The 22,487-nt window shown below is 41.9% G+C and carries 26 protein-coding genes and 1 other RNA gene; 20 read left to right on the top strand and 7 right to left on the bottom strand.

What is annotated here, in order from left to right; genetic code table 11:
• Positions 1–16: 16 nt before the first annotated feature.
• Together MHB66_RS15860 and MHB66_RS15855 are read right to left on the bottom strand one after the other, a co-directional pair.
• Entirely contained in the window at positions 17–481 is a 465-nt protein-coding gene (locus tag MHB66_RS15860; RefSeq protein ID WP_046313171.1) for a GNAT family N-acetyltransferase, read from the bottom strand.
• Positions 482–496: 15 nt separating this feature from the next.
• Positions 497–961 carry a hypothetical protein gene (locus MHB66_RS15855; protein ID WP_046313173.1) on the bottom strand — a complete coding sequence of 155 codons (465 nt, stop codon included), beginning with the start codon at positions 959–961 and terminating at the stop codon, positions 497–499.
• A 119-nt stretch (positions 962–1,080) separates the two neighbouring features.
• Between MHB66_RS15855 and MHB66_RS15850 the strand changes: the two genes are divergently transcribed.
• The gene (locus MHB66_RS15850) at positions 1,081–1,713 is read left to right on the top strand and encodes an NAAT family transporter (protein ID WP_034280938.1); all 633 of its coding nucleotides are present in this window, start codon (positions 1,081–1,083) and stop codon (positions 1,711–1,713) included.
• 54 nt (positions 1,714–1,767) lie between these two features.
• Here MHB66_RS15850 and MHB66_RS15845 read toward each other — a convergent pair whose 3' ends face one another.
• A complete protein-coding gene (locus MHB66_RS15845; RefSeq protein ID WP_034280936.1) occupies positions 1,768–2,304 on the bottom strand; it encodes a GbsR/MarR family transcriptional regulator in 537 nt (178 codons plus the stop codon).
• A 269-nt stretch (positions 2,305–2,573) separates the two neighbouring features.
• On the opposite strand from MHB66_RS15845, the gene MHB66_RS15840 reads away from it, so the two are divergent.
• From MHB66_RS15840 to MHB66_RS15825, 4 genes are read left to right on the top strand one after another with little or no spacing between them, the layout of a single operon-like run.
• Positions 2,574–3,722, top strand: coding sequence for a betaine/proline/choline family ABC transporter ATP-binding protein (locus MHB66_RS15840; RefSeq protein ID WP_025094044.1), 1,149 nt, complete (start codon positions 2,574–2,576; stop codon positions 3,720–3,722).
• Between the two features lie 13 nt (positions 3,723–3,735).
• Positions 3,736–4,389 (top strand): ABC transporter permease, encoded by a 654-nt coding sequence (locus MHB66_RS15835; RefSeq protein ID WP_034280933.1) that lies wholly within the window; start codon positions 3,736–3,738, stop codon positions 4,387–4,389.
• Between the two features lie 13 nt (positions 4,390–4,402).
• Positions 4,403–5,320 carry an osmoprotectant ABC transporter substrate-binding protein gene (locus tag MHB66_RS15830; RefSeq protein WP_034280932.1) on the top strand — a complete coding sequence of 306 codons (918 nt, stop codon included), beginning with the start codon at positions 4,403–4,405 and terminating at the stop codon, positions 5,318–5,320.
• 21 nt (positions 5,321–5,341) lie between these two features.
• Positions 5,342–6,031, top strand: coding sequence for an ABC transporter permease (locus MHB66_RS15825; RefSeq protein WP_034280931.1), 690 nt, complete (start codon positions 5,342–5,344; stop codon positions 6,029–6,031).
• Positions 6,032–6,110: 79 nt separating this feature from the next.
• On the opposite strand, the gene MHB66_RS15820 is transcribed toward MHB66_RS15825, so the two are convergent.
• From MHB66_RS15820 to MHB66_RS15810, 3 genes are all read right to left on the bottom strand, one after another.
• Positions 6,111–6,431 carry a helix-turn-helix domain-containing protein gene (locus MHB66_RS15820; RefSeq protein ID WP_024423485.1) on the bottom strand — a complete coding sequence of 107 codons (321 nt, stop codon included), beginning with the start codon at positions 6,429–6,431 and terminating at the stop codon, positions 6,111–6,113.
• A gap of 70 nt (positions 6,432–6,501) precedes the next feature.
• Positions 6,502–6,903 (bottom strand): transcriptional regulator, encoded by a 402-nt coding sequence (locus tag MHB66_RS15815; protein ID WP_034280930.1) that lies wholly within the window; start codon positions 6,901–6,903, stop codon positions 6,502–6,504.
• Positions 6,904–7,041: 138 nt separating this feature from the next.
• Entirely contained in the window at positions 7,042–7,437 is a 396-nt protein-coding gene (locus MHB66_RS15810) for a helix-turn-helix transcriptional regulator (protein ID WP_034280928.1), read from the bottom strand.
• A 154-nt stretch (positions 7,438–7,591) separates the two neighbouring features.
• Here MHB66_RS15810 and MHB66_RS15805 point away from each other — a divergent pair, with 154 nt between their 5' ends.
• From MHB66_RS15805 to ssrA, 7 genes are all read left to right on the top strand, one after another.
• Positions 7,592–7,825 carry a helix-turn-helix transcriptional regulator gene (locus MHB66_RS15805; RefSeq protein WP_024719830.1) on the top strand — a complete coding sequence of 78 codons (234 nt, stop codon included), beginning with the start codon at positions 7,592–7,594 and terminating at the stop codon, positions 7,823–7,825.
• A 37-nt stretch (positions 7,826–7,862) separates the two neighbouring features.
• Positions 7,863–8,153, top strand: coding sequence for an AbrB/MazE/SpoVT family DNA-binding domain-containing protein (locus MHB66_RS15800; protein ID WP_024423481.1), 291 nt, complete (start codon positions 7,863–7,865; stop codon positions 8,151–8,153).
• Between the two features lie 186 nt (positions 8,154–8,339).
• On the top strand, positions 8,340–8,573 hold the full coding sequence (gene secG, locus MHB66_RS15795) for a preprotein translocase subunit SecG (protein ID WP_003212746.1): 234 nt from the start codon (positions 8,340–8,342) through the stop codon (positions 8,571–8,573).
• A 124-nt stretch (positions 8,574–8,697) separates the two neighbouring features.
• Positions 8,698–9,444 carry a carboxylesterase gene (locus MHB66_RS15790; protein WP_046313175.1) on the top strand — a complete coding sequence of 249 codons (747 nt, stop codon included), beginning with the start codon at positions 8,698–8,700 and terminating at the stop codon, positions 9,442–9,444.
• Between the two features lie 19 nt (positions 9,445–9,463).
• A complete protein-coding gene (gene rnr, locus MHB66_RS15785; RefSeq protein ID WP_046313178.1) occupies positions 9,464–11,806 on the top strand; it encodes a ribonuclease R in 2,343 nt (780 codons plus the stop codon).
• A 139-nt stretch (positions 11,807–11,945) separates the two neighbouring features.
• Positions 11,946–12,416: an SsrA-binding protein SmpB gene (smpB, locus tag MHB66_RS15780; protein WP_012011279.1), complete on the top strand. Its 471-nt coding sequence runs from the start codon at positions 11,946–11,948 to the stop codon at positions 12,414–12,416.
• Between the two features lie 173 nt (positions 12,417–12,589).
• Positions 12,590–12,953: a transfer-messenger RNA gene (gene ssrA, locus MHB66_RS15775) on the top strand.
• A gap of 205 nt (positions 12,954–13,158) precedes the next feature.
• On the opposite strand, the gene MHB66_RS15770 is transcribed toward ssrA, so the two are convergent.
• Positions 13,159–13,398 (bottom strand): hypothetical protein, encoded by a 240-nt coding sequence (locus tag MHB66_RS15770; protein WP_046313180.1) that lies wholly within the window; start codon positions 13,396–13,398, stop codon positions 13,159–13,161.
• Between the two features lie 239 nt (positions 13,399–13,637).
• On the opposite strand from MHB66_RS15770, the gene MHB66_RS15765 reads away from it, so the two are divergent.
• The 8 genes from MHB66_RS15765 to aspA all read left to right on the top strand — a co-directional run bounded on the left by MHB66_RS15765 (position 13,638) and on the right by aspA (position 22,403).
• The gene (locus MHB66_RS15765) at positions 13,638–15,239 is read left to right on the top strand and encodes a histidine kinase N-terminal 7TM domain-containing protein (RefSeq protein WP_046313181.1); all 1,602 of its coding nucleotides are present in this window, start codon (positions 13,638–13,640) and stop codon (positions 15,237–15,239) included.
• A gap of 257 nt (positions 15,240–15,496) precedes the next feature.
• A complete protein-coding gene (locus MHB66_RS15760) occupies positions 15,497–15,952 on the top strand; it encodes a DUF6376 family protein (RefSeq protein WP_046313184.1) in 456 nt (151 codons plus the stop codon).
• Positions 15,953–16,056: 104 nt separating this feature from the next.
• Positions 16,057–16,362: a metal-sensing transcriptional repressor gene (locus MHB66_RS15755; protein ID WP_012011272.1), complete on the top strand. Its 306-nt coding sequence runs from the start codon at positions 16,057–16,059 to the stop codon at positions 16,360–16,362.
• A gap of 72 nt (positions 16,363–16,434) precedes the next feature.
• Complete coding sequence (gene copZ, locus MHB66_RS15750; RefSeq protein WP_024423475.1) at positions 16,435–16,641, top strand: copper chaperone CopZ; 207 nt, start codon at positions 16,435–16,437, stop codon at positions 16,639–16,641.
• 80 nt (positions 16,642–16,721) lie between these two features.
• Positions 16,722–19,157, top strand: coding sequence for a heavy metal translocating P-type ATPase (locus MHB66_RS15745; protein WP_328214836.1), 2,436 nt, complete (start codon positions 16,722–16,724; stop codon positions 19,155–19,157).
• Positions 19,154–19,288, top strand: a complete 135-nt coding sequence (locus MHB66_RS15740; protein ID WP_259407163.1) for a hypothetical protein — start codon at positions 19,154–19,156, stop codon at positions 19,286–19,288. Before MHB66_RS15745 ends, MHB66_RS15740 begins: the two co-directional genes overlap by 4 nt.
• Positions 19,289–19,661: 373 nt before the next feature.
• Complete coding sequence (locus MHB66_RS15735; protein WP_024426051.1) at positions 19,662–20,939, top strand: cation:dicarboxylase symporter family transporter; 1,278 nt, start codon at positions 19,662–19,664, stop codon at positions 20,937–20,939.
• 18 nt (positions 20,940–20,957) lie between these two features.
• Positions 20,958–22,403: an aspartate ammonia-lyase gene (gene aspA, locus MHB66_RS15730; protein WP_024426050.1), complete on the top strand. Its 1,446-nt coding sequence runs from the start codon at positions 20,958–20,960 to the stop codon at positions 22,401–22,403.
• The last annotated feature ends 84 nt before the right edge of the window (positions 22,404–22,487 follow it).

Genomic DNA, 22,487 nt, shown 5'->3' with positions numbered 1-22,487 from the left:
CAGACGGAACAAAACATCAGTCTGCTTGCAAAGTGAGTGACAGCCGTACCATATCCATACACTGAATGCCATTTTCAAAAATCGGTTCATCATAATGCTTAAGAAAGAAATCGTGGTCAATAGATGTCATGCGGAAGCCGCATTTCTGATAAAGTGCGAGCTGCTGAATGCTCGAGTTGCCTGTGCCGATTTCAACTGTGTGAAAACCTGCGGCTTTCGCTTCATCAATGGCATGGCGGATCAGCTGCTTCCCAATTCCTTTTCCTTGCCATGATTCCTTCACGGCGACATTAATGATTTCGACTGTCTGCTGAGACAGAGATAAAAGCACATAGACGCCAATCACGTCCTGTTCATGATATGCGGCATAACAAGAGCCGGATTGCACATAAGTAAGAACCTTTTCCTTGGAAGGATCAGCTAAGAGTAAAAGATCCATAGGGACAGATTGATCACCTGACAATGGCCGAATGTGTATCATGTTTTTTCATCCTTTCTACTCTTTAATATACCCTTGTTTCACACCCCAATCATATTGATCCTGTACCCATTGTGAGGGCGGATTGTGGGTGACATTTGGGTCTTTTTTGACAGTTGGTTTCCTTGCAGCCTGTGCTCTCTGCTTATTCGCTTGAGCAGTGGCTTTCGCTGCTGTCAGCTCTTTTTGAAGCTGGTCAATTTTTGCCTCAAGCGCTTTACGTTGCTTGACTTCTTTTTGATAGGCTTTCTTTTCGTTTTTGAGCTTTTTCGACATGGTCGACAGTTTCTTTTTTTGATCTTCGTTTTCATGCTTCATATCCGCTTGATCTGATTTCAACTGCGAAAGCTGCTCAGTGTTCGTTTTGCTTTCTTGCTGATGTTTTTCCTCTGCTGCTTTGATGGTCTGCTGCTGCCAAACCATCCAGCCGGCTGCGCCTAAAACCGCAACAGATAGAAGGATAATGGTGATCGTTTTCTTCATGTGTCATTCCCCTTTCTATAAAACCTTTATTATCATCGGTTAAATATAGACAGGTTTTAACATCACAAGGGAATATTCACATCAGATTGGCAGACACTATGAAAAAAGGAGGGTGTCTGTTGATTTCCTTTATGATTCATGTCGTGGTCTCATTATTTGCTGTATCAAATCCCATTGGAAACGTGCCTCTTTTTATCACCTTAACAGAGGGATATACAGAGAAAGAACGCTCCCAGACAGCCAAAAAAGCCATTGTGGTCTCTTTCATCATTCTGATTGCCTTTCTATTGGCAGGCAGGCTTATTTTCAAATTGTTTGGGATCGATATTCATGCACTCCGCATCGCTGGAGGTATTTTTATTTTTGGTATCGCTTACAATTTACTGAATGCAAAGGAGTCACATGTCCAAAATCCACATTCTGAAGAAAAGGCAGAAAGCAAAGAGAAAGCGGATGTCTCCGTTACGCCGCTGGCGATCCCGATCATCGCTGGTCCTGGTACAATCGCTACAGTGATGAGCTTAACCCCGGGAAGTCAAGTGATGCTTCACATGTTTGCGATTGTAATTGGCATTGTCATCGTTCTGGCAATGACCTTTTATGCCTTTCATTATTCAAGTTTCATTATGCGGAAAATGGGGAAAACAGAGATGAATGTCGTGACGCGGTTAATGGGATTAATTCTTGCTGTAGTGGCAGTTGAGATGATCGGCGCAGGCTTAAAAGGGATGTTTCCAATGTTTATGCAATAAGTGTATATAAAAAAGCTGTTTTTTCTACAATGATGTAAAATAAAACAGCTTTTTTTAAGGTTTCGGCACATGCTTAAACACTTCTTCACTTTCAAAGAATTCAATTAAGCGGCTAATCCAATCATAGTAATCAAGACTTTCCTTGATTTCTGAAAGAAGCAGATTGATTTTATCCTCTGTCTCTTCTGGCAGGTCGTCCTGTTCAAGCAGCTCCAGCAATTCCTTGCACGTTTTCTTATGTGCCTTGCGGTTTTTGCTGACAACTCGGGACCAATTGGCTGCAAACAAGGAAATAAACGTTTGGTATTGATCTTGCTCAACGTCATATAGATCTTTACGTATTCCTTTTTCATAAACCTTTTCCGCAATATTCAAATCAAGCATTTCTCGAACGACTTGACTCATTCTCGTTTTGCTCATGCCTGTCGCCTCTGATAGCTCCCCAAGCGTCATTGGTTTACGGTTCATGTGAATGATACCAAGCACTCTACCCACTGTAGAAGAAAGACCAAAGGCATTCATGTTCTCGGCAGCTTTTTCAATATAATGATCCTGTGCTTTTTGAATGGCGCCTAACGCTAGCTTGTCCACTCCCCGATTCATCCCTTCACGACTGACAATTTGTAACACAATATATCATATACCTGTTTGTTGATGAAAACAATAAATATTGAGTATTTGCTCGTAATTTGGAGGAAAAAGGAGAGATCTCTATCTATTGGGCCGTTAACTGAAAATTTTAAATAAATGTTATGCAATACAAACACATCGTAAACTTTTTATTTTATAAAGTTTGCACTATAATAAATAAGGTGTAAATTTTCTGAAAATATTGATCCGACTAATTGGAGGTGTCTCATTTGCTGAAACTAGAGAATGTATCTAAGACGTATAAAGGCGGAAAAAAAGCTGTCAAAAATATTGATTTAGAAATAGCAAAAGGAGAATTTATTTGTTTTATTGGACCGAGTGGCTGTGGTAAGACAACAACCATGAAGATGATCAACCGACTCATCGAACCTTCCTCAGGAAAAATCTTCATCGAGGGAGAAAACATTATGAAAAAAGATCCAGTTCAATTAAGAAGAGAAATTGGCTATGTGATTCAGCAAATTGGACTGTTCCCCCATATGACCATCGCACAAAACATTTCACTTGTTCCGAAGCTGTTAAAATGGCCGGAAGAAAAACGAAAAGAACGGGCGCGTGAACTGCTGAAGCTTGTCGACATGGGACCGGAATATTTAGAGCGCTATCCTCATGAACTCAGCGGAGGACAGCAGCAGCGTATTGGTGTTCTTCGCGCACTAGCAGCGGAACCCCCTCTGATCCTCATGGATGAACCGTTTGGCGCACTTGATCCAATCACACGAGATTCATTGCAGGAAGAATTTAAGAAACTGCAAAAAACGTTAAATAAAACCATCGTATTCGTCACACATGACATGGACGAAGCTATTAAACTAGCTGATCGAATTGTGATTTTAAAAGATGGAGAGATTGTCCAAGTAGGTACGCCTGACGATATTCTGCGAAACCCAGCCAATGAATTCGTAGAAGAATTCATCGGCAAAGAACGTCTGCTTCAATCAAATCCGAATATGGAACGTGTAGAACAAATGATGAACACGTCACCAGTCACCGTTACAGTTGAAAAAACATTAACAGATGCCATCTACATCATGAGAGAAAAGCGGGTCGATTCCTTGCTTGTAGTAGATGAACATCATGTGCTAAAAGGCTATATCGATATTGAAACAATCGATGCGAACCGCAGAAAAGCAGCTTTTGTTGGTGATATTTTAAATACAGAGTTCTATACCGTACAAGAAGGCGCACTTCTAAGAGACACTGTCCGGAAAATCTTAATACGCGGCATTAAATATGTACCGGTTGTGGATGCAGAAGGGCACTTAAAAGGCATTGTGACACGTGCAAGTCTGGTAGATGTTGTGTACGACTCCATTTGGGGAGACGATACGCCGGCAGCTGTCACTGAAATGAAGTAAGGGAGGTGTACACATGGATCAAATCATCGACTTTCTAGAGAAAAATGGCGGGGAACTCCTCACAAAAATGTGGGAGCATTTATATATTTCCTTAATTGCTGTTGTGCTCGGTATTCTTGTTGCCGTTCCTTTAGGCGTGGTACTCACACGAATGAAGCGAGGCGCAGGTTTTATCATCGGTATCGTGAATATCTTTCAAACACTCCCTAGTTTAGCGATTCTTGCCTTTTTTATTCCTATTTTGGGGGTTGGGAAAATACCTGCAATCGTTGCTCTCTTTTTCTATTCGGTTTTACCTATTTTAAGAAATACGTATGCCGGGGTACAAGGTGTGAACAAAAACTTGCTTGAATCCGGTAAAGGAATCGGGATGACAACATGGGAACAAATTCGTCTTGTTGAACTCCCGCTTGCTGTACCGGTCATTATGGCAGGTGTCAGAACGTCAACGATTTATTTGATTGGCTGGACAACACTTGCAGCCTTTATCGGTGGAGGCGGTCTAGGTGACTACATTTTGATTGGACTTCAGCTGTATCAGCCGGAATTCATTATTGCGGGTGCGATCCCAGTCACAATTTTAGCAGTCATCATCGACCTATCATTAATGAAGCTGGAGAAAAAAGTAACACCTGAAGGCTTAAAAGGATTGAAGGAAGTTTCATAAGGAGTTGGCTTATGTGAAGAATCGAAAAACAAAATGGATCAGTGCACTGCTTGCCGGATGCTTGCTATTGATAAGCGGCTGTTCACTTCCTGGACTAGCCGGCTCCTCAGGGGGCACGCTGCGAATTGGAGCACAAAACTTTACCGAATCAGAAATTATGGCCTATATGGTTAGCGATATGATCGAACATTACACTGATAAAAAGACGACCATTGTGAAAAACTTAGGTTCCAACACTGTGCAGCAGAAAGCAATGGAAAACGGAGATGTCGACATTTCTGCCACAAGATATTCAGGCACAGATTTAACAAGCACGCTTGGAATGGATGCGGAAAAAGACCCGGAGCGGGCGATGGAGATCGTCCAAAAAGAATTTAAAAAACGCTATGATTACAAATGGTTTGATTCTTATGGATTTGATAATACGTATGCCTTTGCCGTGACGCAAAAGATGGCGAAGGAAAATAATTTAGAAACGGTCTCTGATTTGAAAAAGAATGCGACCAATTACCGATTTGGGGTCGATAACATATGGCTCAAAAAGAAAGGCGACGGCTATGACGGATTTGTGAAAACATACGGAATCAAATTTGGCAGCACATATCCGATGCAGATTGGTTTAGTCTATGATGCATTAAAAAATAAAAAAATGGATATTGTACTTGCCTATTCAACAGATGGACGAATCAAAGCCTATAATCTCAAAATCTTAAAAGATGATAAACGGTTCTTCCCGCCATATGATGCATCGCCAGTAGTCCCGGAGAAAGTCTTAAAAGAAAATCCAGGGCTTGATAAGGTGATCAACAGGCTGATCGGAAAAATCGATACAGAACAAATGCAAGAGCTGAACTATCAAGTCGACGGAGAGCTTCAAGAACCAGCAACCGTTGCGAAGAATTTCTTGAAAAAACACAATTACTTTGAGTAAGATGGGGAGGTGTCACGGCTGATGGACACACTGCAGCAATTATGGACGTATTATCAGCAGAACGGGTCATATGTGTTAGAAGAATTTTATCGGCATTTTCTCATGTCGGCGTATGGGGTGTTGTTTGCGGCGATTGTCGGGATTCCAGTAGGCATCTTTGTCGCGCATTACCGCAAGCTGAGCAATTGGGTCTTTGCCATTACCAACGTCATCCAAACGATACCGGCATTAGCGATGCTTTCCGTGTTGATGCTTGTATTAGGACTTGGCGCAAATACAGTCATCCTATCACTCTTTCTGTATTCGCTTCTGCCGATCATCAGAAACACATATACAGGCATTGTCAGCATTGAACATGCCTATTTAGAATCAGGTAAAGCGATGGGCATGACGAAATGGCAAGTGCTGAGAATGGTTGAACTACCGCTTGCTTTATCAGTCATTATGGCTGGTTTAAGAACCGCACTGGTCATTGCCATCGGAATTACAGCGATTGGAACATTTGTGGGCGCGGGAGGTCTTGGTGATATCATCATCAGAGGGTCAAACGCCACAAACGGAACAGCCATCATTTTAGCAGGTGCGATTCCAACTGCACTTATGGCTATTATCGCTGACCTTGTCATGGGCTGGCTCGAACGCTATTTAAGCCCGACAAACAAGAAAAAAGAAAGAAAAGCGTTAGCTGAAAAAAACATCACATCTGCTTAAGCAGTTGAAAAGACAAAACCTCCCTTACATCGCTGTAAGGGAGGTTGTTTTATGATGATCAGGCGGTTCGAATGCTGGTTTATGATTCAAGCGTGATCCATTCAGAGGACCACTTCGCAATTTCCTCAAAAACGGGTGCAAGTGAACGCCCCATATCTGTTAAAGAATACTCAATGCGCACGGGTGTTTCAGCAAAAACCTCCCGTTTTACAATACCTGCTGCTTCCAGCTCTTTTAATCTCTCAGATAATACTCTTCCGCTTAAATTTGTCAGAGCCGCCTCAATTTCACTAAAGCGCTGCTGACCTGAGAGAAGCTGAAAAACAATCAGTGCCACCCAGCGTTTACTCAATAACTCAACTGCTTTTTCAAACCGCGGGCACATGTCAGATTGATTCATCTTTCTTCACTCCAATCTGAACCCATTATACCGTAAATCTGTCATAAATCGGCGCAAAAAGCTTAAACATTTATGAGGACGAACGGCTGTTTAACATAAATAACAAATAGCGGTTGAGGTCCTCTATTTCTTTTTTCGAAAGGGTTGACCATATGTCACCATCAAATATTTCGAGATCACCAAGTTCATATTGCGCTGCGGCTTCCTTTATTTTGGATAAAGCAAGATCATCTTCCCTAAGCTGTTGGACAGAAGCGGCTTCCTCAATATAGCCCGCAGCCTGCATCATGTCTTCATAAGGTACCTTTAACGCACCAGCTAGCTTTTTAATCGTAGGAGGTTTCGGAATGCCGCGTTTCCCGTTTTCAATACGAGATATACCGGCAGCGCTGACCTCAGAATACATCGCTAATTGGTTCACCGACAGCTTCTTTTCCTCACGTAATGCTCTTAAATATGCACCAAAGTTCATTAACGCAAAACCTCACATGGTTATAGATTAGATATGTCTATTTTACTTGATTTGTTGACTATTGGCAATAAGTGCACCATGAAAATATTGACATTAGTTAATGGTGGATGTACATTAGGTTTATGCCCCGCTATTTGTTCACCTTTTTTGGTTGATGAGTGTGAGAAAGTATTCATTCAGCTGGCTGATGTCTTGTGCGGAGAGCCTTTCCCATTTGTCCCCGTCAAAAATAGGGAGATGTTCTACATCCTTTTGAAGCGCCGTTTGATAGATTTTTAGCATGGACTCATATTTCGGTTTCATTTCATGAACTTGTTCCTGTTCAATATGACCGGCAAGCAGCATTAAATCCTCATAAGGCACCTTCAAGGCGTGTGCTAATTTTTTTATGGTTAAAGGCTTTGGCACACCGCGCTTTCCATTTTCAATACGAGAAATACCAGCAGCGCTTACACCTGAATACATGGCAAGCTGATTGACCGACATTTTTCTATTTTCTCTTAAAATGCGTAATTGTTCACCAAAGTGATTCATGACATCGAACCTCACATTTCAGTATATGACTTATTTTAGTATGATCATTGACCAAAGGAAATAGCAGAGGGGTAAAAGTGTTGACATAAGTTAATGAATCTGCTTGATGTGAGAGTCTTACATGTTGTACATAATGATTCCATAGGAGGTTGTAATGATGGTCGAAAAGATTCAGATCAGGCGGGCTTTTGTCATGCAGTATATGATCGAGAACGATATGTCGTTAAATCAGCTCGCTGATGAAATTGGCATCTCTCCTGCCACACTTAGCAGGGTATTAAATGGTCACCGAAAACCGGGACAGCTTGTCATTGGCAAAATGATTCATTACTTTGATAAAAAATTTGAAGATCTATTTTACTATGAAAATGTTGACAAAAGTCAATGAGTGATATCATCATATCATCATTAAGGAGGAAATGTCATTGAAAAGGACTGGGATGGTCAGACACATTGATTCTCTCGGCAGAATTGTTCTGCCCTCAGAAATGCGCAAGGTACTCAATATTAAAGAAGAGCAGCTGTTAGAAATTTTCATTGAAGATCAAACCATTATGCTGAAAAAATATGATGCAGATAAGAGCTGCCTGCTGACGGGACAAGTGACGAAGTACAACAAAAGCTATGGAAATGGGAACGTGATGCTGAGTCCTGAAGGAGCTGAACGTTTGTTAGTAGAATTAAAACAGCTATTGAAGGAAGAAGCAACTCATTAAAAATGTGTTTTTAACCGAAAAATTGCATATAAAAATGCTGCAGCCAGCACTTTGGAACGAAATTGTATCAAAATAACGAATCAAGTCGACAATATACAGGAAATCTTTATTTTGATGTTTCGTGACATGCACCTTGTTTTCATGTAAAATAAAGTTATGTGTACCAGTTTGTCTGGAGGTGTTTTCATGCACGCATTTGTTATCACATTACTCGTAATTGTCAGTATCGCACTTATCATCGTTGTATTACTACAATCAAGTAAAAGTGCTGGACTGTCAGGCGCTATTTCAGGTGGAGCCGAGCAGCTTTTCGGTAAGCAAAAAGCGAGAGGCCTTGACTTGATTCTTCACCGTTTAACGGTTATTTTGTCAGTGCTTTTCTTCATCTTAACACTTGCATTGGCATATTTAGGCGTGTAAAGCGCGAGTAACAGAAGGTCTGATCTTTTTTCAGACCTTTTTTTATTATCAGCACTCTTTTGTGTTTGTTTCATACATACAAGTGGAAAATATAAACCATACCAGAAGGAAAGGAAGTCACATCATGAAAGTTGTTACACCAAAACCATTCACGTTTAAAGGTGGAGAAAAGGCGGTGCTTCTTCTTCACGGTTTTACTGGGAATACAGCCGATGTTCGAATGCTTGGCCGTTATTTGAACGATAGAGGATATACATGCCATGCACCTCAATATAAAGGACACGGTGTGCCGCCAGAAGAGCTTGTCCATACAGGCCCGGCTGACTGGTGGAAAGACGTTGAAGAAGGCTATCAATTCTTAAAAGATGAGGGTTATGAGGAGATTGCAGTTTGCGGACTATCCCTCGGAGGAGTTTTTTCATTGAAATTAGGTTACACTGTACCTGTAAAGGGAATTGTACCTATGTGTGCACCTATGTACATAAAAAGTGAAGAAGTCATGTACCAGGGTGTACTAGATTATGCCCGTAACTATAAGAAATTTGAGGGTAAGTCAGAGGACCAAATTGAACAAGAAATGGAATCGTTCAAGAAAACACCAATGGATACACTGAGGAGCCTGCAAGAACTGATTGCAGATGTTAGAAACAATGTCGACATGATCTATTCACCTACTTTTGTTGTGCAGGCACGTCACGATCATATGATTAATACAGACAGTGCGAATATCATTTATAACGAAGTAGAGACAGATGATAAGCATTTGAAATGGTATGAAGAATCAGGCCATGTCATCACGCTTGATAAAGAGCGGGAGAAGGTTCATCAGGATGTCTATACATTCTTAGAATCACTTGATTGGTCAATTTAAATATATAGGGGGTTAGAGTGTGCAAAAAGAAGAATTTATGGATGAATTACTCGCTTTTATGAAAGAAGAAGCGTATAAACCGTTAACCGTTCAAGAGCTGGAAGTCATGATGGAGATTACCAATCCTGATGATTATAAAGAGCTCGTCAAAGCACTTGTGACGCTGGAGGATCAAGGACTCATCGTTCGCACGCGCAGCGACCGTTACGGTGTACCAGAAAAAATGAATTTGGTAAAAGGAAAGCTGTCTGCTCATGCAAAAGGATTTGCATTTGTAACGCCTGAAGAGTTTGGACAGGATGATATTTTCATCCCGCCAAATGAGTTAGGCACAGCGATGAATGGAGATACCGTCATGGTTCGTGTCAGCCACAAATCAAACGGCACGAAAAAAGAAGGAACTGTTATCCGTATTCTCGAGCGTAATACTCAGACGGTTGTCGGTACCTACACAGAAACGAAAAGCTTTGGCTTTGTCATTCCTGATGATAAAAAAATCACAAACGATATCTTCATTCCGAAATCCGCTAAAAACGGTGCGGTCGAAGGTCATAAAGTCGTTGTGACGCTGACAAGCTACCCTGAAGGAAGAATGAGTGCAGAAGGTGAAGTGACTGAAATCCTCGGTCATAAAAATGACCCTGGCATTGATATTTTGTCGATCATTCATAAACACGGTCTGCCAGGTGAGTTCCCAGAAGAAGCACTTCAGCAGGCAGCAGACACACCTGAAACGATTGATGAAAAAGACCTTGAAGGCAGACGCGACTTGCGCAATGAAACGATTGTGACGATTGACGGTGCAGATGCGAAGGACTTAGATGATGCTGTAACTGTGCAAAAGCTGGATGATGGCAAATATAAGCTTGGCGTGCACATTGCAGACGTTTCTCATTATGTCACAGAGAATTCGCCGATTGATCAGGAAGCTTATGAACGTGGAACGAGTGTGTATCTCGTCGACCGCGTCATCCCGATGATTCCGCATCGTTTGTCAAACGGTATTTGTTCATTAAATCCAAAGGTCGATCGTCTCACACTGTCTTGTGAAATGGTCATTGATCGAAACGGAAAAGTCGTCAAACACGAGATTTTCCAAAGTGTGATCAAAACGACGGAGAGAATGACCTATTCTGATGTGAATAAGATTTTAGTCGACCAAGACGAAGAGCTTTTAAACAAATATGAGCCGCTAGTGCCGATGTTTCAAGAGATGGAGAAGCTTGCAGAGATTCTTCGTGACAAACGAATGGAGCGCGGAGCTGTAGACTTTGATTTCAAGGAAGCAAAAGTACTTGTAGATGATGAAGGCGCAGCGAAAGACGTTGTCATTCGTGAGCGTTCCGTTGCAGAGAAATTAATTGAAGAATTCATGCTTGTTGCAAACGAAACGGTTGCAGAGCATTTCCACTGGATGAATGTTCCGTTCATTTACCGAATTCACGAAGAACCAAACCCTGAGAAGCTTCAGCGCTTTTTAGAGTTCGTAACGACGTTTGGTTACATTGTGAAAGGGACGTCAACGAACATTCACCCGCGCGCACTTCAAAGTGTCCTCGATGCTGTCAGGGATCAACCGGAAGAAGTTGTCATTCAAACTGTGATGCTTCGCTCTATGAAACAGGCGAAGTATGATCCAGAAAGCATTGGCCATTTTGGATTATCAACGGAATTCTATACACACTTCACATCACCGATCCGCCGTTACCCAGATTTAATCGTGCATAGACTGATTAGAACCTATTTGATTCAGAAAAAGACAGATGAAGCGACCTTAGAAAAGTGGGGCCAGCTGCTGCCTGAAATCGCAGATCATGCATCTACAATGGAGCGCCGCTCAGTCGATGCAGAGCGTGAAACAGATGATCTGAAAAAGGCAGAGTTTATGCTAGATAAAATCGGTGAAGAGTTTGATGGCATGATTAGTTCCGTGACGAACTTTGGACTATTCGTTGAACTGCCGAATACGATAGAAGGTCTTGTCCATGTCAGCTACATGACAGACGACTATTATCGCTTTGATGAACAGCACTTTGCCATGATCGGTGAACGTACAGGGAATGTCTACCGTATCGGTGACGAAATCACTGTCAAAGTTGTTAATGTTAATAAAGATGAGCATTCCATTGATTTTGAAATCGTCGGGATGAAAGGCACTCGCCGTAAATCACCAAAAGATTTCAAGTTCAAAAAACGGACAGATCCACCAGCGAAAAAAGGGAGTGGAGGTCAAAAAGCCTCTGGGGAAAAAGGCAAAGAGGATAAAAGCGGAAGTGACTGGTTCACAAACCGTAAAAAGAAGAAAAAGAAAAAACGCGTATTTGAAAACGCACCGAAACAAAAACGCAAAAAGAAAAAGTAACGTGCCAAAAAGCAAATAGGGCATCCCGCTCTATTTGCTTTTTGACCACATGGCGTCAGCATTGTCGAAAGCTGGATTGTTTGATAAAATAATCCGTACGATTTGGACCGTGTTTGTGTCAAAAGGAGGGTGTACGCCAATGCCAAAGGGAGAGGGAAAAGTTGTTTCCCAAAACAAAAAAGCAAATCATGATTACTTTATAGAAGAAACATACGAAGCCGGCCTAGTATTACAAGGAACTGAAATCAAATCGATTCGTGCTGGAAAAGTGAATTTAAAAGATTCCTTTGCCAAAATCGAGCGTGGAGAAGTGTTTCTTCATAATATGCACGTGAGCCCATACGAACAGGGGAACCGTTATAACCATGATCCGCTGAGAACGAGAAAGCTGCTGCTTCATCGCAAGCAAATCAGCAAATTGATTGGTGCGACAAAGGAAGAAGGCTACTCACTTGTGCCTCTGAAACTTTATTTGAAAAATGGCTTTGCCAAAGTGCTGATCGGAATCGGAAAAGGGAAGAAGAAATACGATAAACGTGAAGATCTGAAGAAAAAAGATGCAAAACGTGAAATCGAACGTGCCTTCCGCGATCGTCAAAAGCAATTCTAGCCTGATGCAGATGGCTTGCTGAGAGCGGAAGCATTATGCTACAATATGTTATGCAGTAAACAACCACCGCTTTTTTACAGAAACCACCAGTTGTTTCAAGCGATGAGATTGTTATAATAGTTATATACGGAAGCAGTGAAGCTGAACTTCCATCCCGTATATCCCTTTTACAAGGGGACGTTACGGATTCGACAGGGATGGTTCGAGCTTAGGCTGCGAGCCGAGAGGCGATCTCGTTAACACGCACTTAAATGTAACTGGCAAAACTAAAAGTTTTAACCAAAACTTAGCACTAGCTGCCTAATAAGCGCAGCGAGCTCTTCCTGACATCGCCTATGTGTCTGTGAGGAGCCCAATGAAGTAGGCTACGCTTACGTTTCCGTCTGAGGACGTAAGAAGAGATTCATCAGACTAGCTCTCCAAGCGCCCGTCAGCAGGCATGAGGATGAGTGAACACGTAAATATGTTGACTACGCTCGTAGACGCTTAAGTAATCGATGTCTCTGGACGTGGGTTCGACTCCCACCGTCTCCATAATTTTAAATATTTAAAAAGGCCCCTTTCTATAAAGGGGCTTTTTTTATCTAATTTAAGAAGTTAAGTTAACTAGCCTTGAAAGTTAATAATAAATATTAACTTTTAAGTTAGTTTTGATTTTGATATTTAATGTTTTTTGAATTTATTTACATTTTTGATTGGGTTATTCCTACAAGGAATAACCGGAGTTTCTTTAATTATTTACTTATGTACGGTTTCTCAAAGAAGACTGCACCAACCGAACAAACAAAGGAAAAACGACAACCACCGCAATCATCATCAAAAATCCATCCGGCACAAGTTCCACAAACGTTGTCTGAATCACATAAACCGCAATCAGCAGTAAATAACTGATCAAAAATAACAATCCAGAACTTCTCTTTTTAAACGGTTTTTCTAAAAGAATCAGCATAAACAGCCCCGTCATAATCATCCAAAAAGTCATATTCCTTTCGAGTCTCCTCTCCATTCATCCCCACATTGTACAGATATTTCTCCAGACGCAACATACTTCTCCCTCAAATTAAGCAAAAAGTAGTGAAAATATAAGGGATCACAAACAGATAACGCCTGAAATTTTACAAAAAACCTCCAACCAATTCAAAATCACATCTTCCCATTTGTGACTTCCTCATATATAGTAAGATTAGACTAGTTCTAAATAACTGAAATTGGGGCGTTTACATGGATTCGATTGTTTTACATTTTATTGTGATCATGAGTGTTTCTGGCATTCTGTCCGTGATATTATCAATCATTGCTCATGCGAACCGCCACCGGTATATTGGCTGTCAATTGTTTATGTACATGTCTGGAGCAACTGCGATTTATATCTTTGGGCATACGTTTGAATTATTGGCTCGTACCCCTGAAGAAATCATGTTCTGGGTTTGTTTTCAATACATAGGTCTTCCGTTTATCGCACCGCTCAGTCTGCTGATTGTGCTGCAATTTACGGGGTTCCATCAATATTTCACAAAGCGCCGCGTGCTTCTCATCTTATTGATTCCAACTCTCACAACCATTATGGTGTTCACCAACTCTTTACATTCACTCTTTTATCGAAGCATCACGATGAATCCAGTAGATGGGTTTTTATTGGCTGATTTTACGATTGGCTATTGGTATATCATTCATGGCGTTTATACGTTTGGCTGTTCGATGCTTGCTATTTTTATGCTGCTTTGGTTTTTACGTGTCACAAAAAAAGAATATTTAAAGCAGATTCTGATACTGTTAGTGGGAATGTCCTTACCAATTTTGACTTCTTTTATTTATTTATTAGGCGTTACACCCCTGCATATTGATCCGGTTCCTGTGGTGATGTTTCTTACCAACGCACTCTATTTATGGGCAATTATGTCGTTCCAGCTGTTTAAGCTGTCTCCCATTGCAATGGAGCGTGTGTTTGAGCATATGTCTGAAGGGGTTTTGATTTTAGATCGATATCGGACACTCATTGATTACAATCCCGCTGCTGCATCGATCATTCCAGCACTTGCGAATAAAAAGGGAATTGGCTATAAGATCGACGATATTTTCTCAGCAATCATCAAAGATTCAGCGTTCATTCAATGGCTGCGCTCTCCGCAGGATCATTCGCAATATGATTTAATGTGGAAAAAAGAAAAAGACCAGTCCTATTATTATCATCTGACCGCTTCGTCTCTATTTAATAGAAGAGGAGAGATTGAGGGCAGGCAAATAGTGATCAGTGATGTTACAGAGCAGCGTTTGCTGCAGGAAGAGCTGGAGCGTCGTGCGTATATCGATGGTTTGACGAATATTTTCAATCGATCTTCATTCATCGAACGAACGCAGTTGATCCTTGAAGAAGATGCGCAGGATACCGCTGTTATGCTGTTTGATATTGATTTCTTTAAACAAATCAATGACACACACGGACATCATATCGGGGATGAAGCGCTGCGTCATGTTGTCTCTATTTGTCAGGAGCATTTACAAATGGATGATTTATTTGGACGATATGGGGGAGAAGAGTTTGCCATTTGTCTGCCTCATCAGTCATTTAAAGAGGCATGTCATATCGCGGAACAAATAAGACATTCGTTTGAAGCAAGTTTCTTTACGAATGATAAGGAAAAAGTGCGAGTGACAGCGAGCTTTGGAATTGCTCACACAGCCAATGATCCTTGTGTATTAGAGACACTTCTATTTGAAGCGGATCAGGCCTTGTATATGTCAAAACGCCAAGGACGGAACCGGATTTATGCATCCACTGGTAAGGGCCATGTGCTGTATCAAGAGCAGGATCTTCCTCATTGACTGTTGTCCTGACATTCGATATGATAAACATAACATTTGAACGGTTTCCTAAAGGGGAGTAGCTTTTACGGTTTTGGTCGTCACTACAGAAACATTCGTTGTTTCTCGGCCATTCCGGCATGAACAATGTTAGCCAGACCTTTGCCTATCACACATGAGGCAAAGGTCTGGCTATTTTTAAGGTCTTTTTGCATCTGTGTGATAGGGAAGCGGAACAAATGATGCTTTTAATCCTACAGATGAAAGGATGATCGATCTTGAAAAAATACGTGATAGCTTGTCTATTTTCCGGAACGCTTGTATTAAGCGGTTGCTCCGGCTTGCTTGATCAGGTCAACGATACAACGACGTATGTCACTGAGGCAAATGACTATGTGACGGACATTCAGCAATTTACAGAGGAATTTCCAAAGCTCGCTGAAGAAGCTGTGCAAAACGCCGCCAAAAAGGCAGAATTAACGCAGCAGCTTGAATCGTTGAAGGCAGACATACAAGATTTTAATGAAGTCACAGCGCCAAAAATGGCAGAAGACCTTCATGCACAAATCATTGAAAAAAATAAAGCGCTGTCAGAGGAGATTCAAACATATATACAGCAATTGAAAGCAGGCGATATCGATGTTGCCGCCATACTGGAGGATCAGCAGGGATTGATGAAACAGCTTCAGCAATCCGTCAATCTTTTGCAGGATATCGAACAATTAACAAATTAGGACAAACAGCTTTATATGCGGTGCTCAGCATATCTTTGCCTTTTTCGGTGGAGATATGCTTTAATTTAGGTAAAGACAAGTCATAATGAAAAAAAGGTGATCACATGACAGAACATGAAGAAAGACATATGGCTTCGCCTAGAGCCGAAAAGGAAAAAGACCAATTGATCAATCGCTTGAAACGAGTGGAAGGACAAGTTCGCGGGATCCAGCAAATGATTGAAAACGATCGTTACTGTATAGATGTTGTGAATCAAATCTCTGCAGTCAATGCGGCTTTGAAAAAAGTCAGTCTTCATTTGATGGAAAAGCATACACATCATTGTGTTGCAGATGCTATCAAGAGCGGCAATGGGGATGAAGCCATTGAAGAGTTAATGACGGTCTTTACGAAACTGACAAAATCGTAGCATTTATGTTTACATCCATACCCTACTAGGGTATAGTAAATTGTAGAAAATGATTGATGGAGGCGATGAGAAGTGGAACAAGCAACACTTCAAGTGCAGGGCATGTCTTGCGGACATTGCGTGAAAGCAGTCGAAGGAAATGTAGGAGAATTAGCAGGTGTGGAATCTGTGAAAGTCCATTTAGACAAAGGACAGGTGGAGGTTTCATTTCATCCGGATCAAGTCACGTTACACCGTATTTCTGATGTGATTGAAGAACAGGGATATGATGTCGTATAAATAAGTATACGTGCTGCAGTACAGCACGTATTTTTTTCAAAAAATAATACCCCCATGGAGTATATGGAGAGGTGAGATCAATGAAAAAGGAAATTGACTTTCAAATTACGGGGATGACCTGTGCTGCTTGTGCAGGCCGTATCGAAAAGGGATTGAACAGGCTGGAAGGTGTGGAGGATGCCAGTGTGAATTTGGCGCTTGACACTTCCCATATCGTCTATGAAACAGAGAAGATAACACCAGATGATTTAAAGCGAAAAGTTCAATCGCTTGGCTATGATGTGGTGATGGAGCAAGCAGAATTTGATATAGAGGGAATGACGTGTGCGGCTTGTGCAAACCGAATCGAGAAAAAAATTAACCGAATGGACGGTGTCGATCACGGGTCTGTAAATTTTGCGCTTGAGACACTTCAGGTCACATATCATCCGGGCCAAACGTCTACAAATGACATAAAAGATGCGGTGCAGTCTATTGGGTATTCTTTAATTGAACCAGCCGCAGATCAAGCAGAGGAAGGAAAGAAAGATCACCGCCAAGCAGCAATAGAGAAGCAAACGGCACGCTTTTTATTCTCGATGATTTTGTCACTGCCGCTTCTTTGGGCAATGGTCAGTCATTTTTCTTTTACGTCCTTTATTTGGCTGCCTGAAGCGTTTATGAATCCATGGGTACAGCTGGCGTTGGCAGCGCCTGTGCAGTTCATTGTCGGCTGGCCCTTTTATGTAGGGGCGTATAAGGCTTTAAGAAATAAAAGTGCCAATATGGATGTTCTTGTCGCTCTTGGGACATCTGCCGCGTTTTTCTATAGTTTATATGAAAGCATTCAGTCAGCGGTTCAAGGCACACATGAGGCAGCCCTCTATTATGAAACAAGTGCTGTCCTCATTACGTTAATCGTGCTCGGAAAATTAATGGAAGCTAGAGCAAAAGGAAGATCATCAGAAGCGATTCAAAAGCTCATAGGCTTACAAGCGAAAGAAGCGGTTATCGAGCGAGATGGCAAACAGATGACTGTGACTATTTCTGACGTGAAAGTGAATGACCTTGTGTTTGTCAAACCGGGGGAAAAAGTACCGGTAGATGGGGAAATCATAGAGGGGACAACCGCAATAGATGAGTCCATGATTACAGGAGAAAGTCTGCCTGTTGATAAAACAGCAGGAGATATGGTCATCGGGGCAACGATCAATAAAAATGGATTCATCAAAATAAAAGCGACTAAAGTCGGGAAAGAGACCGCTCTTTCACAGATTATCCGAGTCGTAGAACAAGCGCAGGGCTCAAAAGCACCAATTCAAAGAATGGCAGATCAAATATCAGGAATATTTGTTCCCATTGTTGTAGGAATTGCTGTGCTCACATTCCTCATATGGTTTTTCTTTGTTGACCCAGGAAATGTGACGTCAGCACTTGAAACCTTTATAGCCGTCATTGTCATTGCATGTCCGTGTGCGCTCGGCCTTGCGACACCAACCTCTATTATGGCTGGCAGCGGGCGTGCGGCTGAATCAGGCATTCTGTTTAAAGGCGGAGAGCATTTAGAAGTGACTCAATCACTCGATACGGTCGTGTTAGATAAAACAGGGACTGTAACAAAAGGAGAGCCTAGTCTGACAGATGTACTGGCATATGCCAACTGGACAGAAGATACGCTGCTTCAGCTAGCAGGATCGGCAGAACAGCAGTCGGAACACCCGCTTGCCCGGGCGATCACAGACGGTATGAAAGAACAAGGTCTTGAAGCAGTCGAAATTGAAGCCTTGCAAGCAGATCCAGGTCATGGAATTGAAGCAAAGGCAGCAGGACACAAGCTTTTGATTGGAACGCGAAAGCTATTACAGAAACATCATATCCAATATGAGCAAATAGAAGCATCTGTCACAACGCTGGAGGAGCAAGGAAAAACGGCTATGCTTGTTGCGATTGACGGCGAAGTCGCCGGCATTGTCGCGGTCGCAGATACAATCAAATTATCCTCTCCTCAAGCCATCGCTCGTCTGAAAGAGCAGGGGATTCACGTTGTGATGATGACTGGTGATAATAAACTAACAGCAGAGGCGATTGCGAAACAGGCAGGCATTGATTATGTCATTGCTGAAGTGCTGCCTGAAGAAAAAGCGGCTCACATTGCAGCGCTTCAGGAACAGGGAAAGAAAGTCGCCATGGTCGGAGACGGTATCAATGATGCCCCAGCTCTTGCAACAGCGAATATTGGGATGGCTGTGGGAACAGGGACAGACGTTGCCATGGAAGCAGCAGATATTACGCTCATGACGGGAGATCTCCATGCCGTTGCAGATGCGCTGGAATTTAGTAAAAAAACAATGAGAAACATTAAACAAAACCTATTTTGGGCGCTTGCCTATAACTGTATTGGGATACCGATCGCTGCATTTGGTTTCCTTGCACCATGGCTTGCAGGAGCAGCAATGGCCTTTAGCTCCGTGTCCGTTGTGCTGAATGCGCTCAGATTGCAGCGATTGAAGCCAGTCAGAGAGGGAGTGGCAGAATGAAGATGAATGTCAAATGGGTTTGGACCGTTAGTGCATTGCTCTATGTTGCTCTTGTGCTCATTGGATATACGATTTATGATGAACTTTTTTCAAATCAACTTACACCAAGTGAACAGATGCAAAATCATTAAGACTTCGCCAAAAGCAAAGTCTCAGCGTGTAGACAAACCCTCGCATTCGCCCGCAGTCCTGCGCGCTGGTGCTCACGAATGTCAAATTCGCTCCGCGCCAGTGCTCGTTCTTCCTAGACTGCAAAGGTTTTCTATCACGCTGAAAAGAAGACAAAGGGCTAAAATAAACATCATTTTAGCCCTTTGTCAACAATCTGGGACTTCGCCAAAAGCGAAGTCTTTTTTTTACAATATTGTGGAAAAACCCACCTTTTTAAAGATTTTTCATAAAAAATTCACTTCTTTTTGTTCTTTTTTGTCGTTTTTTGTAGGTTCGTCGTTAAGATGCGATTAAGCAACAAAGAAAGCGTTATCAATAAAAGGGGGTTCACGTATGAAAAAGTTAGGGTTAGCTTCTCAAATACTCATTGCACTTGTTCTGGGTGTTGTCGTGGGAGCGCTGTTTTATCAAAATGAAACCGTTATTAATGTGTTAACGCCGATTGGCGATATATTCATCCATTTAATTAAAATGATCGTTCTTCCAATTGTTATTGCTGCATTGATTGTAGCAGTTGCAGGTGTTGGAGATATGAAAACGATCGGAAGACTCGGTGGAAAAACTATTCTTTACTTCGAGATTGTGACAACGATTGCATTAGCAGTTGGACTGCTTGCAGCAAACTTGTTCCATCCTGGTACAGGAATTGATATGAGCAACATGGAGAAAGGCGATATCTCTAAATATGAAGAGACATCTAAGGCTTCTTCTGAAAAAGCGACTTTCTCAGAAACGTTGGTGCATCTTGTACCGACAAACGTTTTCCAATCCATTGCAGAAGGTGATCTATTACCAACCATCTTCTTTACAGTCTTATTCGGATTAGGAATTGCCGCAGTTGGAGACAAAGGAAAACCAGTATTAGGATTCTTTGAGGGTATACTCGAAGCCATGTTCTGGGTAACCAATAAAGTGATGAAGTTTGCACCATTTGGTGTATTCGCGCTCATCAGTGTGACGGTGATCAAATTCGGGGTCGGAGCGCTTCTCCCGCTAGGCAAACTGGTACTTGTCGTTTACGGTACAATGGCATTCTTCGTCATTGTTGTACTTGGCATTATTGCGAAAATGGCTGGAACAAGCGTCTTTACACTATTTAAAGTATTAAAAGAAGAAATCATTCTTGCATTCTCAACAGCAAGTTCAGAAGCTGTACTGCCTAGATTAATGGACAAAATGGAGAAGTTCGGCTGCCCGAAAGCGATCACGTCGTTCGTTATTCCAACAGGCTACACCTTTAACTTAGATGGAAGTGCCATCTATCAATCCATTGCTGCGATATTTGTTGCACAAATGTACGGCATGCCGCTTTCCATCTATGAGCAAATTACGTTACTATTAATTTTAATGCTGACATCTAAAGGAATGGCTGGTGTACCAGGTGCATCGATCGTTGTTGTCATCACAACTCTTGGTGCCATGGGACTGCCGCTTGAAGGACTTGCCTTCATCGTTGGGATCGACCGACTTCTTGACATGGTTCGTACAACAGTGAACGTATTTGGTAACTCACTTGCAGCCATTGTCATGTCTAAGTGGGAAAAAGTATTTGATCAAGAGAAATCGAAGAAGTATATTGAGGAATTAAAACAACAAACAAAAGCAGCGTAAAAAAGGAGATCTTTTCAAATGACGAAGCTACAGGACAAGCAAGTTCGAATCGAACGAGACTTTCTAGGTGAAAAGGAAGTAGACACTCAAGCATATTATGGAATTCAAACATTACGTGCAGTGGAGAACTTTCCAATTACAGGCTACCGTATTCATGAGGAACTCATCAAAGCATTAGGGATTGTCAAAAAGGCAGCCGCACTTGCAAATATGGATACACAGCGACTATATTCTGGTCTTGGAGAAAAAATTGTTCAAGCCGCAGATGAGGTCATCGAAGGAAAATGGAACAATCAATTTATTGTCGATCCAATTCAAGGCGGGGCTGGCACTTCAATGAATATGAATGCCAATGAAGTCATTGCAAACAGAGCGCTTGAACTACTAGGAAAGGAAAAAGGCGCTTATACTGAGCTAAGTCCAAACACGCATGTGAACATGTCGCAGTCAACAAACGACGTTTTCCCAACAGCGATTCATATTTCAACATTGAATATGATTGAAAAACTACTTTATACGATGGAAAACATGCATCAAGTCATGACCGAAAAAGCGCAGGAATTCGATCATGTCATCAAAATGGGACGCACGCATCTTCAGGACGCTGTTCCAATCAGACTTGGACAAGAGTTTAGTGCTTATGCAAAAGTTCTTGCTCGTGATATTAAACGTATCAAGCAGTCTAGACAGCATTTATATGAAGTCAATATGGGTGCAACAGCAGTCGGAACTGGATTGAATGCAGATCCTAAGTATATTCGCCAAGTGGTTGGCTACCTATCTGACATTAGCGGATTACCGTTAGTTGGTGCTGAAGACTTAGTCGATGCAACGCAAAATACGGATGCTTATACAGAAGTATCGGCTGCGCTTAAAGTATGTATGATGAACATGTCCAAAATGGCGAACGATATTCGTCTAATGGCTTCAGGTCCAAGAGCGGGCTTTGGTGAGCTGCACCTGCCGCCGAGACAGCCAGGTTCATCCATCATGCCAGGAAAAGTCAACCCAGTTATGCCTGAGGTCATGAACCAAGTGGCATTCCAAGTTATTGGGAACGATCACACAATCTGTCTTGCATCAGAGGCTGGCCAGCTTGAACTAAACGTTATGGAACCAGTGTTAGTGTTCAACCTGCTTCAATCTCTCAGCATGATGAAAAATGTATTCGAGTCCTTCGTGGACAACTGCTTGCGTGACCTAAAAGCAGATGAATCTAGATTAAAAGAATATGTAGAAAAGAGTGCCGGTGTCATGACGGCGGTGAACCCGCACATTGGTTATGAAGCGGCTGCACGAATTGCAAGAGAAGCCATCCTTACAGGTGCATCTGTACGTGAGCTTTGTCTGCAAAATGATGTGTTAACAGAGGAAGAGCTTGATGTCATCTTAAATCCTTTTGAAATGACAAAACCAGGTATTGCTGGTGCATCACTTTTAGAAAAGGATCGTTTAGAAGATTAAGCGGCATCATGAGAAGCGCACACCGGCAAAGTTCCGGTGTGCGCTTTTTCATGGAGGTTTGTTTTTCTTTAGCTCACATAGTAT

It is taken from the genome of Bacillus sp. FSL L8-0167, from assembly GCF_038630295.1.
GTDB lineage: Bacteria > Bacillota > Bacilli > Bacillales > Bacillaceae > Bacillus > Bacillus safensis.
The sequence above is the reverse complement of the archived record's forward strand: the minus strand, read 5'-3'. Positions and strand labels throughout refer to the sequence as shown.

Excerpts from the sequence above, each read along its gene's own strand:
- secG (WP_003212746.1), top strand. The coding sequence starts at position 8,340 with ATGCACGCATTTGTTATCACATTACTCGTAATTGTCAGTATCGCACTT.
- MHB66_RS15825 (WP_034280931.1), top strand. The coding sequence starts at position 5,342 with ATGGACACACTGCAGCAATTATGGACGTATTATCAGCAGAACGGGTCA.
- MHB66_RS15860 (WP_046313171.1), bottom strand. The coding sequence starts at position 481 with ATGATACACATTCGGCCATTGTCAGGTGATCAATCTGTCCCTATGGAT.
- MHB66_RS15820 (WP_024423485.1), bottom strand. The coding sequence starts at position 6,431 with ATGAATCAATCTGACATGTGCCCGCGGTTTGAAAAAGCAGTTGAGTTA.
- aspA (WP_024426050.1), top strand. The coding sequence starts at position 20,958 with ATGACGAAGCTACAGGACAAGCAAGTTCGAATCGAACGAGACTTTCTA.
- MHB66_RS15745 (WP_328214836.1), top strand. The coding sequence starts at position 16,722 with ATGAAAAAGGAAATTGACTTTCAAATTACGGGGATGACCTGTGCTGCT.
- MHB66_RS15815 (WP_034280930.1), bottom strand. The coding sequence starts at position 6,903 with ATGAACTTTGGTGCATATTTAAGAGCATTACGTGAGGAAAAGAAGCTG.
- MHB66_RS15740 (WP_259407163.1), top strand. The coding sequence starts at position 19,154 with ATGAAGATGAATGTCAAATGGGTTTGGACCGTTAGTGCATTGCTCTAT.
- MHB66_RS15770 (WP_046313180.1), bottom strand. The coding sequence starts at position 13,398 with ATGACTTTTTGGATGATTATGACGGGGCTGTTTATGCTGATTCTTTTA.
- MHB66_RS15735 (WP_024426051.1), top strand. The coding sequence starts at position 19,662 with ATGAAAAAGTTAGGGTTAGCTTCTCAAATACTCATTGCACTTGTTCTG.
- smpB (WP_012011279.1), top strand. The coding sequence starts at position 11,946 with ATGCCAAAGGGAGAGGGAAAAGTTGTTTCCCAAAACAAAAAAGCAAAT.
- MHB66_RS15755 (WP_012011272.1), top strand. The coding sequence starts at position 16,057 with ATGACAGAACATGAAGAAAGACATATGGCTTCGCCTAGAGCCGAAAAG.
- MHB66_RS15835 (WP_034280933.1), top strand. The coding sequence starts at position 3,736 with ATGGATCAAATCATCGACTTTCTAGAGAAAAATGGCGGGGAACTCCTC.
- MHB66_RS15805 (WP_024719830.1), top strand. The coding sequence starts at position 7,592 with ATGATGGTCGAAAAGATTCAGATCAGGCGGGCTTTTGTCATGCAGTAT.
- MHB66_RS15810 (WP_034280928.1), bottom strand. The coding sequence starts at position 7,437 with ATGAATCACTTTGGTGAACAATTACGCATTTTAAGAGAAAATAGAAAA.
- MHB66_RS15855 (WP_046313173.1), bottom strand. The coding sequence starts at position 961 with ATGAAGAAAACGATCACCATTATCCTTCTATCTGTTGCGGTTTTAGGC.
- MHB66_RS15765 (WP_046313181.1), top strand. The coding sequence starts at position 13,638 with ATGGATTCGATTGTTTTACATTTTATTGTGATCATGAGTGTTTCTGGC.
- MHB66_RS15790 (WP_046313175.1), top strand. The coding sequence starts at position 8,698 with ATGAAAGTTGTTACACCAAAACCATTCACGTTTAAAGGTGGAGAAAAG.